12 protein-coding genes and 1 tRNA gene are annotated in these 14076 nt (G+C 46.6%); 7 read left to right on the top strand and 6 right to left on the bottom strand.

From position 1 onward, the window contains the following. The first annotated feature begins 204 nt into the window (after positions 1 to 204). Together E5342_RS15535 and E5342_RS15530 are read left to right on the top strand one after the other, a co-directional pair. Entirely contained in the window at positions 205 to 798 is a 594-nt protein-coding gene (locus tag E5342_RS15535; RefSeq protein WP_135959730.1) for a hypothetical protein, read from the top strand. Between the two features lie 127 nt (positions 799 to 925). Then, positions 926 to 999, top strand: a tRNA-His gene (locus tag E5342_RS15530). A gap of 140 nt (positions 1000 to 1139) precedes the next feature. Here the strand turns inward: E5342_RS15530 and E5342_RS15525 are convergent. Further along, positions 1140 to 2687, bottom strand: coding sequence for a M28 family metallopeptidase (locus E5342_RS15525; RefSeq protein ID WP_121736143.1), 1548 nt, complete (start codon positions 2685 to 2687; stop codon positions 1140 to 1142). Positions 2688 to 3267: 580 nt separating this feature from the next. Then, complete coding sequence (locus E5342_RS15515; protein WP_121736144.1) at positions 3268 to 3786, bottom strand: methylated-DNA--[protein]-cysteine S-methyltransferase; 519 nt, start codon at positions 3784 to 3786, stop codon at positions 3268 to 3270. 152 nt (positions 3787 to 3938) lie between these two features. Between E5342_RS15515 and E5342_RS15510 the strand changes: the two genes are divergently transcribed. Then, positions 3939 to 4421, top strand: a complete 483-nt coding sequence (locus tag E5342_RS15510; RefSeq protein WP_121736145.1) for a ferritin — start codon at positions 3939 to 3941, stop codon at positions 4419 to 4421. A gap of 109 nt (positions 4422 to 4530) precedes the next feature. Then, positions 4531 to 4971, top strand: a complete 441-nt coding sequence (locus tag E5342_RS15505; protein WP_121736146.1) for a DUF695 domain-containing protein — start codon at positions 4531 to 4533, stop codon at positions 4969 to 4971. A gap of 103 nt (positions 4972 to 5074) precedes the next feature. Here E5342_RS15505 and thrC read toward each other — a convergent pair whose 3' ends face one another. The 4 genes from thrC to E5342_RS15485 all read right to left on the bottom strand — a co-directional run bounded on the left by thrC (position 5075) and on the right by E5342_RS15485 (position 11292). Continuing rightward, positions 5075 to 6388 carry a threonine synthase gene (gene thrC / locus E5342_RS15500; RefSeq protein WP_135959729.1) on the bottom strand — a complete coding sequence of 438 codons (1314 nt, stop codon included), beginning with the start codon at positions 6386 to 6388 and terminating at the stop codon, positions 5075 to 5077. A gap of 3 nt (positions 6389 to 6391) precedes the next feature. After that, positions 6392 to 7600, bottom strand: a complete 1209-nt coding sequence (locus tag E5342_RS15495; protein ID WP_121736148.1) for a cofactor-independent phosphoglycerate mutase — start codon at positions 7598 to 7600, stop codon at positions 6392 to 6394. 2 nt (positions 7601 to 7602) lie between these two features. After that, on the bottom strand, positions 7603 to 10044 hold the full coding sequence (gene thrA / locus E5342_RS15490; RefSeq protein WP_121736149.1) for a bifunctional aspartate kinase/homoserine dehydrogenase I: 2442 nt from the start codon (positions 10042 to 10044) through the stop codon (positions 7603 to 7605). Between the two features lie 282 nt (positions 10045 to 10326). Beyond that, positions 10327 to 11292: a DMT family transporter gene (locus tag E5342_RS15485; RefSeq protein WP_135959728.1), complete on the bottom strand. Its 966-nt coding sequence runs from the start codon at positions 11290 to 11292 to the stop codon at positions 10327 to 10329. 250 nt (positions 11293 to 11542) lie between these two features. On the opposite strand from E5342_RS15485, the gene E5342_RS15480 reads away from it, so the two are divergent. The 3 genes from E5342_RS15480 (at position 11543) to E5342_RS15470 (ending at position 14076) form a co-directional block, all read left to right on the top strand. Beyond that, complete coding sequence (locus E5342_RS15480) at positions 11543 to 12274, top strand: copper homeostasis protein CutC (protein ID WP_135959727.1); 732 nt, start codon at positions 11543 to 11545, stop codon at positions 12272 to 12274. A 167-nt stretch (positions 12275 to 12441) separates the two neighbouring features. Continuing rightward, a complete protein-coding gene (locus E5342_RS15475) occupies positions 12442 to 12822 on the top strand; it encodes a hypothetical protein (protein WP_048928036.1) in 381 nt (126 codons plus the stop codon). A gap of 90 nt (positions 12823 to 12912) precedes the next feature. Then, positions 12913 to 14076, top strand: coding sequence for an efflux RND transporter periplasmic adaptor subunit (locus E5342_RS15470; protein ID WP_135959726.1), 1164 nt, complete (start codon positions 12913 to 12915; stop codon positions 14074 to 14076).

The following is a 14076-nucleotide window of genomic DNA, read 5'->3' as shown; positions in this document are numbered from 1 at the left end:
TGAAGTACCTTAGAAAATAACAGTAAAATCTGTGAAGTAAATTTAGGCATAGTCAAGGACTAATCTTGCCACTTATAATTCTATAGCAGATAAATGGAAAGGATATAACGGGATGCATATTTCCAGTTTCACTCCCAAAATGATATTAGATATACTAGGAAGAGCACGACCTCCTTTGAAACAGTAATAATCCATAAAAAAAATATGAGAACGACAATCTTCTTTATCCTTCTATCGTTTATCCTCCCTTGTACAACGTGGAGTCAATGGGAAAATCCGCACCTACGGATTGAGACGGAGCATTTTATTATCAATCGCTCTTTTGGTGACGGTGACTCTACCGATTATTTGACTCTCAAATACGACAATCCGCCCGCAAGATGGGAAGCGGGCATGAATAACATGTATTCCATTCGGTTTGATGAGAACTTGACACAGCAGGGTTTTGTAGCCATATTACGCAACGAGTTCATCAAGCCTTATCTCGGAGCATTCTTAGACAGCTTGTCTACTGATAGATTAGACAGTAGGAGAAACATTTATGTTAAATATCAATTCGATATCGAACAAAAATTCATCGGATGTTTCTTAAGAATACCCAGCGGATTATTCGATCGCTATCCGCAACTTGAACCCATGCTGTATGATTGGGCACAAGCAGTGAAACTGTTTGATTTTACGAGATACAAACTCAATATCTGGGATAAGGAAAAGTTTGGATACGGTGAGCTAGTCTTCACGACGAGTTATTATATCAACTGGTTAGATCGAGAACAGAGGAAGCTCCCCACCAACTGACCCCTTCTCCTCTTCTACCTAGTCTGCATACCTTGGCAAAAAAAAGTTTGCAAAAGGTTTGTGTAATCAGAATTTATACCTATCTTTGCGCCGTCTTAAAGGGGGAATCCTTTGAAAGGCGGATATGGTGAGAGTAGCTCAGTTGGTTAGAGCATCGGATTGTGGTTCCGAGGGTCGTGGGTTCGAGCCCCATCTTTCACCCTAGAATGAGAAAAGGATATGTCTTTAGGGCATATCCTTTTTCTATTTCTTATAATGGGCATTGTAAGTCTTTTATGATGCCCATCATAAGGAGCTTACAATAGGCATTATAAACTCCTTATAATAGCGATCGTGCTGACTTACTCTTCGGTATATAAACCTTCTCTTGATAATTGCTTATCCAGATTCGCTACACCGAGAGCTATGATGGCGGTAACAGTAGCCGTATGTTCTTGGTATTCGGGGATGTTCTTTGTGTATAAATCCCGTTCCGTATGCCAGATCTCACCGTAATCAAAATCATACCCTTTGAAATCCTCAGTGGTGAAACCTAATGTAGGGACACCTTCGACGGCGAAAACTGATGCGTCTGTTCCACCCATGCGTGTCGGGCGTTTACGGGGTTCACGAACTTTTACCTCGAAAGGATAGTCCGGACGGATTTTCTTGATGGGTTCGCTGATCTTCATGAAATCATCATACATGGCTTGAGGGACGGAGATACCGACAGGAGGTTCCGGGCCTCCGTCACGATTGAACAAATTAGCGATTTTGGGTAATTTATCCTTATGCGCTTTCACCCAAGCTTGTGCTCCTAATAAGCCAAATTCCTCACCGGCGAATCCGATAAATAAGATCGTGCGTTTAGGCTTGGCTCCGGATTTAGCGATCATGCGGGCGGCTTCCATCATCGGGCCGATTCCCGTACCACAGTCGATACCTCCGGTGGCCACGTCAAAAGCATCTAGGTGACCGCTGATAATTACATATTCGTCTGGGTATTTGCTACCTTTAATAGACGCTACGACATTATGGTATTTAACCGGGCCTAATTTAAAATGATTACGAATATCGAACTCTAGTTCGAATGTACGTCTCTCTTTCACCATCTGTTCGATGATTGCGAATTGATGCTCGTCCAACTTGATATCCGGAAGTTCCGGCAGATTATCGAAGTTCGTATTCGGATCGTTCATCATTTTCCGGTCGTATAGCGCACGAATAGGTACGGCAGAGGATTGGATAAAACCTAAAGCTCCAGCCTCGCACATCTCCTTATAGTATAGGCCGGGGAATTCTTTATAAGGTAACATTTCGTTTTTCTCCCCGTTTTCCCAGTTTCGGCGTCTGAGATCATTGTTTTTCTTCGTGATCTCGTTGTTCTCTTTCTTGATCTCCGCACGAATGGAATCTCCCGAGGCAGAACGATCGATAGGCCAACCTGCGTTTTTCCCTGAGATAAGAACCCAAGCTCCATTCAATCTTCCTTTGATTTGCTGGAACTCCTCGTCGTTACGGGGCTCCATCACCGCATGTCCACGTTGCACACCTTTCGTTCCAGAGGTGTAGGAAGGGGTAGCGAAATGCAGGATCATTCCGTTGTCACTTAACAAGCGTCCGAACCAAGGTCCTCGATTGAAACCGACAGGGACGGTACCGGCCTCTTCTAATTGGACATTAAGTCCCCAACTCTTAAATTCACGCACCATCCACTCGGCAGCGTTTTCATAAGCGTCGGAACCAATCAATCGTCCACCAAAACGGTTTGTCAGGATATCCAGCTGATGCATCACTTGGTTGTCATTCTGACCCATCTCGATAATTTTCTTTACGGCTGCATCCTGCGCTGGCACAGGAGAAGTCGCCATGCAGGCTAGAGCCGCACAAACGAGTAAAATCTTTTTCATAAAGTAGTGTTTATTTCGTTACTGCAAATAAAAAGATAAAATCGGGTTACACCAAATAATTTGTCTGTTTAAATCGGGGTTTCTTTTAAATTTTATAATTTAAGTGCTGGATATGTAAAGCTTAATGTTATTCTTTTATATACGCTTTGAGGCATAAACAGGATTGGCGAATGAAAACATTGCGTAGCTTACAATGGTTAAGTCTTCTTTTGGTGTACTCTTCGTGAGTTGCTACGTAGATAGCACGGCCTTTACTCATACGTGCCATTTCTGACATACAGTATCACCCGCTCTTACCCTTATCTGCCAGGGGCCGATGGGCTTGGGTACTTTTGATGAGGGTGGTCACCGGTAAGCGGGCGATTACGCATTAAATACGGCTTGAACGTGGGTGACTGTAGGATTATCGGACATCTTTTTAAGAGTTGAGGATAACGCTCTTCCGGTATGAATCTGAATAAATCCAAATAACGTACATATGATTGGAAAAACATTTGTTCGGCTACGATATATTGCTCATATATCAATTTAAATCTTCCATACTATTGTTATGTATGTATTTTTGACAAAACAAAGTTAACTATTCAATTGTGGAAAAAGAGGAAGAATGAGCCCATTCGATTGCGAGCAGGCTCCTCTTTTTGTCGATACCTCCGGCGTATCCGGTTAAGCTGCCATCGCTGCCTACGACACGGTGGCAGGGGATGATGATACTGATCGGGTTATGGCCTACCGCTCCTCCGATCGCTTGCGTGGACATGCTCGGGACACTTTTTTGCCGGGCGATTTCCCTAGCGAGGTCCTTGTAGGTCACGACTTCCCCATACGGGATTTTACTCAATAGATCCCATACGGCAAGCCGGAAAGGAGTATCCTCCAGATGGATAGGAGGGGTGAAGCCGGGAATCTTACCCTGGAAATAGTTATCTAGCCACTTTCTGGTTAGCCCAAATATCTCTAGTTCTTTCTCTTGGTGCTCTGCTGGTAGGGTTGCGGCAAAATATTTCTGCCCGTCAAACCATAGCCCGGTCAGATGATCGCCATCGCTGGCCAAGGTTATTTCTCCCAAGGGAGATCGGTATTTGTTGGTATATTGCATGGTGTTTGTCAAATATGGACGTAAGTTAGAAAATTCTTCAAAAGCTGCCAACATCTAAAGGGTGAAAAGAGATAAAGAATGCGACTTTTAGTTATATTTGCATCGTTATTTTTGAATACATAATGCTTTGACTTTTTAAACACGATAAAATTATGATCTTAAGTAGAAATTTATCAGAGGCAATCAATGCCCAAGTGAATGCGGAGATGTGGTCTTCGAATTTGTATTTGTCAATGTCCGTGTATTTCCAGAAAGCAGGGTTGAACGGTTTCGCTCATTGGATGAAGAAACAAGCTGATGAGGAATTGGAACACGCTCATAAATTGATCGATTACGCTTTAGATCGTGGCGGAGATATTACGATCGGTCAGATCAACGTGGTCCCGACAAGCTGGGGAAATCCGTTGGAGGTATTCGAGCATGTTTACAAACATGAGTGCTATGTATCAGAATTGATCGACAAATTGGTTGATATCGCCGAGGCTGATAAAGATCATGCTTCCCGTGATTTCTTGTTCTGGTTTGTACGCGAGCAAGTTGAGGAAGAATCAACAGCGAAAGAAATCGTAGACCAATTGAAGAATTATGGTGAGTGCCATGTAGGTATCATGGATCACAGATTGGGAAAGAGATAATAAATCTCTGTCGGAAAATAGAAAAAGGCTGTATCTTCACGGGATGCAGCCTTTTTGTTGTATTTTTACCCGATAAAGTCAGTAAGGAATACTTATAATAAATAGAAATATGAGATTAAGCGATGTTTGGTTTACGGCTCTCTCGGAAAACGAGTCAAGGCAAATGATTACCGTTTATGGGCGGGATGAGTTGAATGAGTTCATCGAATCCGGTAAGTTCAAGGAACGTGTCGAGATCACTTGGAAATACGAGGGAGATGGGAGAGGTCTTCCTAGCGATGACCTTGGCGAGAAAATGGAGGCCGTGGAGGAAGTGCTTCGTAAGGCGATGGAAAAGAAAGACAAGCTGGCTATCCTGACGGGTGTCTATACCGGAGGAGGAGAGAAGATCTGGGTGTTTTACACACGTACCGTGCGTGTATTCGGCGAACGCTTGAATGAGGCCTTGGCTCCTTTTGAATTATTACCCATCTCTATTTATACCGAGGTGGATCCGGATTGGGAGGAATATAAGGATATGTATGAGATGAAAGAGTGGGCGGTGGATTGAGCGTATATAGGCATCGCCCCACACGTATATAGGTATTGGCCTACGTCAGTATACGTGTAAGTTTATATCGATATACGTGTGGGGCGATGCCTATATACGTGTTTTATCGGCTTATCAAGAAAGATTTGAATCCCTCGAAATCTTTTGCCAGCTTAATACTTTGCTTGGTTCCTTCCATGAAGGCTTTCAGTTTCGCCGGGATCTCGATATCTGCCTCCAATATCTTATCGACCGTTCCTTTGAATTTGGCGGGATGGGCGGTCTCGAGGAATAGACCCGTCTCGGTCTCGCTTAGATCACTGTCTAATAATCCTTGGTAGCCACAGGCTCCGTGCGGGTCGAGGATATATCCCGTCTCTTTATAGACAGCTCGCATCGTAGAGGCGATTTCCTCGTCCGTATAGCGATGTCCGGAGATCAGTGCGCATATTTCTTTATGGGGATCATTGAATGCGCCGAATAGGTCGATGATACGGGCGAAATTACTCGGATCGCCTACATCCATGGCATTCGCTAGGGTGGCGACTGATGGGCGGGGTGTATAAGTTCCTGTATTCAGGTATTCCAAGAATACGTCGTTACGGTTGTTTGCCGCTACGAAACGCTTGATAGGGAGCCCCATCCAATAGGCGAACAATCCAGCGGTGATGTTTCCGAAATTACCGCTTGGTACGCAAACGACCAGCTCGTCCGCTTTTCCCAGTTTGTCCAGCTGAGCGTAAGCGTTGAAGTAATAGAATGATTGGGGCAAGAAACGGGCTACGTTGATGGAGTTCGCCGAGGTCAGTTTCATATGATGGTTTAATTCCTCGTCCATAAAAGCGGATTTAACCAGCGCTTGGCAATCGTCGAACGTGCCGTCTATCTCCAATGCCGTGATGTTTTGTCCTAATGTCGTGAACTGGCATTCTTGGATTGGACTGACCTTTCCCTTGGGATAAAGCACATATACGTGAATGCCTGGAACGCCTAGAAATCCGTTGGCGACGGCACTTCCCGTATCGCCGGAAGTGGCTACCAATACGTTTACTTGCTTCAATCCCTCTTTCTTTATGAAATAACCGAGCAGACGAGCCATGAAGCGGCCTCCTATGTCCTTAAAGGCCAACGTTGGCCCATGAACTAACTCCAAACTATAGATATTATCCTTTACGGGCACCACCGGGGTCTCGAAGGAGAGCGTATCTTTTACGATACCGTCCAATACCTCCGGCTCGATGTCTTCCCCAAAGAACATCCGTGCTACTGTGCAGGCGATCTCGTGGAAGGACTGATTCTTCATGTTGGCTATCACCTCCTCGTCCAAGGAGTCGATATACTCCGGCATATATAATCCCTTATCGCTGGCCAGGCCTTTTACGACGGCCTCTTCTAGGCTGGCTACAGGGGCTTGTTTGTTTGTGCTGTGATATTTCATGCTCTAATCGTTTAGAAATTCTTTTATAAATTGATCTTTTTCCAGTATGCCATATTTGCCGTTTGATACGGAGAATTCATCAAATGTGGTAACGGAGTCGGGTTGCTCGCCCGGCTTGTAAATCAGGAATGGAACCGGGGTATTCGTATGCGTACGTATGGAGCAAGGAGTAGGGTGGTCCGGAAGGATAGCGATCGCTACCGGCTCGTCCCATTTTTGCGTTTCCTCGTAGATGATACGTACGGCACGGTTGTCCAGATTCTCTATTGTATTGATCTTTAGGTTTATGTCTCCTTCATGCCCGGCCTCGTCGCTTGCCTCGATGTGTAGGTAGACGAAGTCGTTTGTCTTGAGGGCCTCAAGGGCGGCGTGCGCTTTTCCCTCGTAGTTCGTGTCGTATAATCCGGTAGCTCCTTCTACGTGAAGTACCTCGAGGCCGGCGTAAACGCCGATTCCCCGGATGAGATCGACGGCGGAGATCACGGAACCTTTCCCGAAGCCGTACATCTCCCGCATCGTCTGCATGGCCGGACGGTAGCCCGGAGACCAAGGCCAGATACTGTTCGCCGGATCTTTCCCCGCTGTCATACGTTTGAGGTTTACTGGGTGATCCTTTAAGATCTCTTGGGACTTGAGGATTAATTCGTTTAATAAATCGGCGGTCTCTCGTGCTTCCGGAACTTCCGGTTTTATCATTAAAGGCCGGAAAGGATGGAGGGGGACGTCGTGTGGCGGCGTGCAATCCAGACGCTTATCGCCTCCTTTGATGACCAAGAGGTGACGGTAGGAGACGCCTGTATAGAACTTGACACGGTCGGAACCTAATCGTTCGTTCAGACATTGGATCAACTCGTCCGCTTCCTCCGTGGAGATATGGCCGGAAGAGTGATTCTTCAAGATGTCGCCCTTTACGCAGATTAAGTTACAACGCATTGCCATCTCGCCGGGCTGTAGGGCGACGCCTATGCTGGCGGCTTCCAATACACCCCGTCCCTCGTATACGGTGGGCAGATCATAGCCTAATACCGCCATGTTTGCGACCTCGCTACCAGGATGGAAACCATCCGCTACGGTCTTCATCTGTCCGGTTACTCCCAGTTTTGCCAATTTATCCATATAAGGCGTCTTGGCGTATTGCATCGGGGTCTTGCCTCCCAGAGCCTCTATCGGCTCGTCTGCCATTCCATCGCCTAAAATGAGAATGTGCTTCATACCTATCGAATATTTGCGATGGATATGATGTCGGCGAATACGCCTGCGGCTGTCACGTCGGCTCCGGCACCATATCCCTTGATGATCATTGGATATTCATGATATCTCTCGGTGGAGATCATGATGATATTGTTGCTGCCCTCCAGTTCATAGAACGGATGGTGGCTGTCTACGGCTTGTAGGCCTACCTCGCAAGCGCCGTTCTCCATCTTCGCCACAAAACGGAAACGTTTGCCTTCCGCTTCCAGTAGTTGGCGTTTCTCCTCGAAGCCGGCATCTGTATCCTTGATATTCTTCCAGAAGTCCTCAATAGAACCCTCGAAGTACTTTTCCGGGATGAACAGGTTCCGTTTTACGTCGGCTTGCTCTACGGAATAACCGGCCTCACGGGCTAAGATAACCAACTTGCGGATTACGTCTTTGCCGCTAAGGTCGATACGTGGGTCCGGCTCGGCGTATCCGGCTTCCTTTGCCATATGGATCGCCTCGCTGAAAGGGATATCGGTGCTGATCGTATTAAAGATATAATTCAGCGTACCGGAAAGTACGGCCTCCAGTTTCAATATATGGTCGCCACTATTGATCAAATCGTTCATTGTGTTGATGATCGGGAGGCCGGCACCTACGTTCGTCTCGAACAAGAACTTGATGTCCCGGTGGCGAGCGGTCTCTTTGAGCTTGGTGTAATTATCGTAGGAGGAGGAAGCCGCTTCTTTGTTTGCCGCCACGACGGATACATTATTGTTCATCAACGTCTCGTAAAGAGCTGCCACGTCCGGGCTTGCCGTGCAATCCACGAATACGGAATTGAAGATATTCATCTTTACAATCTCCTCGCATAGATGTTCCGGGTAACTCTCTTCCCCGTTCTCCTTCAGCTCCTCCAGATAATTGTCGAGGTTGATCCCTTCCCGGCATAAAAGGGCTTTCTTGGAGTTTGAGATACCTACGACATTCAGCTTCAAACCGTTTTGCCGCATCAGTTTCGGTTGCTGGATGCGTATCTGTTCCAATAAATTGCCGCCCACGGTTCCTACACCGGCGATGAAAAGGTTCAATACCTTATATTCGGATAGGAAAAAAGAGTCATGAATGGAGTTCAACGCCTTGCGAAGATATTTATGCTTGATAACGAAAGAGATATTCGTCTCGGAAGCCCCTTGGGCACAAGCGATCACGCTGATACCCGCACGTCCCAGCGTACCGAACAGCTTACCGGCGATACCCGGGGTACGTTTCATGTTCTCGCCTACGATAGCGACGGTAGCCAGATCCTTCTCCGCTACGGTATCGTTCATATCACCCTGCGCACGTTCCAAGGCGAACTCGTCGTTCAATACTTGTACGGCCAAATCAGCGTCGGCGTTACGTACGGCGAAAGTCGTGTTGTTCTCGGAGCTGGCCTGCGATACCATAAATACGCTGATGCCATTCTTGGCGAGCGTCTTAAAGATCCGGTAGTTCACGCCGATCACGCCCACCATGCCCAGTCCTTGCACCGTGATCAAGCAGGTATCGTTGATGGAGGAAATACCTTTGATGATGGCTTTGCCTTCCTCTTTCACCCGCTCTTTCGAGATATAGGTTCCTGGAGCGGTCGGGTTGAAGGTATTCAAGATACGGATCGGGATATTCTTATGATAAACCGGATAGATTGTCGGTGGATAGATTACTTTCGCCCCGAAGTTACACAACTCCATCGCCTCCGTGAAAGTAAGCCGGTCGATTACGTAGGCGGAGCTGATCACACGGGGGTCGGCGGTCATGAAACCATCTACGTCCGTCCAGATCTCTAGGACTGAGGCGTCTAAGGCGGTCGCCAAGATGGAGGCGGTATAATCTGAGCCCCCTCGTCCGAGGTTCGTAACCTCTCCGGTTTCCGTGCTGGAAGAGATGAACCCGGGCACCAAAGAAACCTTGGGCAGTGGCGAGAAGGTCTCTTTTATGAGCTTGTTGGTCAAGTCGAAATCCACGATATGCTTGTTGAATTGCTTGACAGTCTTGATATATTTGCGTGAGTCGAACAACTTAGCATCCTTGATCACGTTCGAGACTATCAAAGAAGATAGGCGCTCACCATAACTTACGATCGTATCGGATGTCTTGGCAGATAAATCGTTAATCAAATAAACACCTTTGAAAATATTGCTCAATTCATCCAGTAAAGCCATCACTTTCTTCTGGACATCCATGCGTACCTCCTTGTCTTCGATCACTCCCTCGATCACGTCCAAATGGCGGGCGATGATCTCCGATAATTCTTTCTCGTAGGCAAGGTCGCCTTTAGAAGCCATGGTAGAAGTGACCAGTAATTTGTCGGTGATCCCTCCTAAGGCGGAGACAACCACGATTACGGGCTCTTCGATAGCCTCTACTATTTTCTTTACACTTAAGATACTATTCACGGAACCTACGGATGTTCCGCCGAATTTTAATACTTTCATCGATATGTATTTTTAATGGTTCATCGAGGATTGACAATCAAGAAAAGGCTTTTTCATGATTAGCAACCGACAATAACCGATTGATTAAACTTATTTATGTAAAAGGAGAAATAAAAAAGGATACAATACGAGATTGCGACATAGCGTGACATGGTCTACGCAAATGCTTATTGATAGATTCTAACCCCCCAAGGGGTCATCAATGCCCATGTATAATATGAGGACTCTACACTCATCATTGATTTTGTATGCTACTTATTCTTTTATATTATGGGGGCAATATTACGCATTATTTTTCATATTGCAAGCGTTTTTGTCAAAAGATTGACTATTTTGTTGTTCAAGGTCCGCCCGGCTCTTGCTTTGGGTCACTAAATAGACGCCGGAGAAAACAAGTGCGGCCGATACTAGTTTCGTTACGCTAAAACTATCCTGACCGATGCATACGGCGATAAAGGAAGCTACGATCGGTTGGATATAATTGTACATGCTGACGGTAGTCGGGCGGATTCGCTTTAAGGCCAGCGGTATTAATAAATAGGGTACGAACGTGGCCCCGAATAACACGAAGAAGATGGCTCCCAACTCTTGGCCGTCGAAGACCTCTTTGTGGAAAGCCGGGGTATTCCAGATGGATTCGATAGCGAAAGGCAGGGTAATCAGTGTGGAGAACAGGAACATCCATTTCATCATCGTGACGGATGAGTGCTTGAGTGTTAGAGGTTTGGATACTACCAAATAAATCGAGTACATGAATCCGCTAACCGTAATCAACAGGTTTCCCCCCAGACTGCTCGCTTGATTGGAACCTTGCGTGGATTGTAGTATTAAGGAGATCGCCCCGCATATGCCAAGCAGTACCCCGAACGTTTTCATCCGTGTGATAGGTTCCTTTAGGATCAGGGCCGCCAAGATCATGACGAAGATGGGGACAGCGGTCGCTATGATGGAAGCGTCTACGGGCGACGTGGTATTCAATCCCCAAATAAACAGCCCTTGGTTCAAGCCTACTCCACAAAGGGCGCAAAGGCATAGAAGCCCCAAGTCCTTCAGCGGCACCTTCTCATAGGGAACGAACATAGAGGTGATCCAGAACATCACGCAAGCGAAGCTCATCCGCATACTGGTTAACGCCTCGGGTTGCACATGCTCGGGGAGTAGATATTTGGATACGGGCATATTAATGGCGAACAGGATGTTGGCCGCTAAAATAAGGAGATGCCCCTTTAGCTTTTCTTGATTCATCATAAGTACGATCCTTGATTGGTATAATATATAATGTGTACAGGCTTATGTTTTAATAAGCAAAGGTCTTACTTTTTTTTGTAAATAAGAAATGATCCGTAAGCAAAGTGTTATTGGGGTGTTGATAAAGAAAAAAGAGGAATATAGGTGATTTCTCCAATTTTGAGATATCTTTGTGATTGAAAACAATATACCTGCTGATATAGCAAAGACCATGAACGACATGAACGAGAATTTAACAAACTAAATAAACATGAAACGAATTATTGAGATATGTGCGAACTCCGCTCAAAGTTGTGTGGAGGCGGAGGCGGGAGGCGCTACCCGTGTAGAGCTTTGCGCCGGGATACCCGAAGGGGGGACTACACCTAGTTATGGAGAGATCAAGATGGCGAAGGCTTTGACTTCCAAGATCGATATCAATGTGATTATCCGGCCGAGAGGCAGTGATTTCCTGTATACGGAAGCCGAGGTGCGATCCATGTTATTGGATATAGAGTTGTGCAAGGAACTGAAAGTGCATGGCGTCGTTTTCGGCTGTCTTACGAAAGACGGGGATATCGATGTACCCTTGATGCGGCGCTTGATCGAGGCGGCGAAACCTTTGTCGGTAACTTGTCATCGTGCTTTCGATGTTTGCCGGGACCCATTCACGGCGTTGGAGCAGCTAATCGAGTTGGGATGCGACCGTATCTTGACCTCCGGCCAGCAATCGGATGCCGTGAAAGGAATCCCTTTGATCGCCGAGCTGGTGAAACGTGCGGATGGACGGATCATCATCATGCCGGGATGTGGCGTACGTGAGAATAATATCGGGAAAATAGAGGAGGAGACAGGAGCGAAAGAGTTTCATACGTCCGCCCGAAGTATCGTATATAGTAAAATGGAATATCGCAATGAGAATGTCCCGATGGGAAGCAGTATCGTCTCCTCCGAATTCGAGATGGTGCAAACGGATCGGGAGAAGGTAAAGGCATATGTTTAAGTGCCGGTATAGGCATAAGCCTGCGGCAGTATAGGCGTGGGGGCACGGCAGTATCGGCACAGTCTCACGCCTATACCGGCGTGGGGCGATACCAATACTCGTATGCGGGTGAAATGTTTTTTCTTCCCAAAAAGATTGTTTATCTTTGCGCCTCCATTGGATAAAAGATGCTAAATGTAACAGTGAATAATCGTTTTGGGCTTCACCAGCGTATCATGCTTATGATCATGTTGGTGCTGTTACAGTTTTATTCCATTGGAAGCGATTTCTTTCCGGAGAATATTACCACTACCTCAATGGAAATGGTCGATCAAGAGGCGCCCGATGTATTGTTGGATTTTGACGATAACGCCTCCTTGCGAACGGTACGTCAAGAGCAAGTGCAAATCCGTGCCTTGGAGATCGATTTGATATGGGACTTGTTTACGATTCTGGATTTACATGAATTAATTCATTCCTTGGAACTACGGCAATGCGCCAAGCTTCCTTTATTTTATAACCTACACAAAGCACAGAATTTCGTTTGGTTCTGTTCCTATCTGATTTAGCAGAACTTACCTGTTTCTTATTGTCGCGCATGGGGTGATTCGCCTATGTGCTTTTCGTCGTATTCAAATAATTATAAATCTATAAGTTTTATGAGGATAAAATTGTTTTCTAACTATTTACCCTTACTATGCTTAACGGCTTGTGTATGGGTATCTTGTAGCCAAAACCGGGAGAAAAAGTCCGGGAAGAAAGATCATACGCCGGTGATGCGGTTAACCACGACCACGATCGAGGTGCCGCAGTCGTATGTAGCGGATGTACAAGCCGTACAGTTCGTGGAGGTGAAACCGAAAGTGGAAGGGTTCGTGGAGGCCGTCTTTGTAGATGAGGGCGAGCATGTGAAGAAAGGACAGGTGCTTTTCAAGCTTTCCTCGGCGGAATTGTACGAGGAGGTGAAAGAGGCGCAAGCCCATCACAAACAGGCCCAAGCCGAGTTGAAGATGGCGGAGGTAGAGGTCGACCGTATCAAGCGTTTGGTGGAGAAAGATATCATCTCGCCGATCCGTCTGGAGCAGGGGATGGCCGAGGCGGACGTGGCGCGCTTGCAGGTGCAACAGGCCAAATCCCGTTTGCAACGTGCGGAGACTAATTTCTCGTACACGACGATCACGGCTCCTTTCGAGGGATACGTGGACCGCATCCCCTTTAAGGTGGGAAGTTTGGTTACGCCGAGCAGCTTATTGACCTCCTTGACGGACGTATCGGATATGTTCGCTTATTTCAAGATCAACGAGAAGGAGTATCTGGAATATAAACGGACGCAGTTAAGCGGTATCGACCAGCCTGAGTATAATAATCTGGAACTGATCCTTTCTGACCAATCCACCTATCGGTATAAAGGGAAGGTAGAGACCGTGGAGGGCGACTTTGAGCGGGGTACCGGATCGATCGCTTTCCGTGCCCGTTTCGCGAACCCGGAACGTTTGCTGCGACATGGCGTATCCGGCAAGATCCGGATGCTGACCAAGATGGAGAACGTGGTCTTGGTTCCCCAGCAATCTACTTTCGAGATTCAGGATTTCACCTATGTATATACGGTAGCGGAAGATGGAAAGGTGAGCGTACGCAGCTTCGAGCCGTTGGCCCGCCACGGTTCTTATTACGTGACACAGGATTTGCCGGACCAGACCGTCATCGTCTACGAGGGTGTTCAGATGATCACGGACGGCATGATTATCAATCCCGATATGGTAGATGGAGCTACGATCCTTCGCCAATTGGAATCGTCTAATGAAATCGAGAATAATAAGTAA

The sequence above is a fragment of the Parabacteroides distasonis genome, assembly GCF_004793765.1.
GTDB classification, from domain to species: Bacteria; Bacteroidota; Bacteroidia; order Bacteroidales; family Tannerellaceae; genus Parabacteroides; species Parabacteroides distasonis_A.
This window is presented reverse-complemented; position numbering and strand designations above follow the sequence as displayed.

Coding starts and splice junctions, on each gene's coding strand:
- E5342_RS15480 (WP_135959727.1), top strand. CDS start 11,543: ATGAAACGAATTATTGAGATATGTGCGAACTCCGCTCAAAGTTGTGTG.
- thrC (WP_135959729.1), bottom strand. CDS start 6,388: ATGAAATATCACAGCACAAACAAACAAGCCCCTGTAGCCAGCCTAGAA.
- E5342_RS15535 (WP_135959730.1), top strand. CDS start 205: ATGAGAACGACAATCTTCTTTATCCTTCTATCGTTTATCCTCCCTTGT.
- E5342_RS15470 (WP_135959726.1), top strand. CDS start 12,913: ATGAGGATAAAATTGTTTTCTAACTATTTACCCTTACTATGCTTAACG.
- thrA (WP_121736149.1), bottom strand. CDS start 10,044: ATGAAAGTATTAAAATTCGGCGGAACATCCGTAGGTTCCGTGAATAGT.
- E5342_RS15525 (WP_121736143.1), bottom strand. CDS start 2,687: ATGAAAAAGATTTTACTCGTTTGTGCGGCTCTAGCCTGCATGGCGACT.
- E5342_RS15475 (WP_048928036.1), top strand. CDS start 12,442: ATGCTAAATGTAACAGTGAATAATCGTTTTGGGCTTCACCAGCGTATC.
- E5342_RS15505 (WP_121736146.1), top strand. CDS start 4,531: ATGAGATTAAGCGATGTTTGGTTTACGGCTCTCTCGGAAAACGAGTCA.
- E5342_RS15510 (WP_121736145.1), top strand. CDS start 3,939: ATGATCTTAAGTAGAAATTTATCAGAGGCAATCAATGCCCAAGTGAAT.
- E5342_RS15515 (WP_121736144.1), bottom strand. CDS start 3,786: ATGCAATATACCAACAAATACCGATCTCCCTTGGGAGAAATAACCTTG.
- E5342_RS15485 (WP_135959728.1), bottom strand. CDS start 11,292: ATGATGAATCAAGAAAAGCTAAAGGGGCATCTCCTTATTTTAGCGGCC.
- E5342_RS15495 (WP_121736148.1), bottom strand. CDS start 7,600: ATGAAGCACATTCTCATTTTAGGCGATGGAATGGCAGACGAGCCGATA.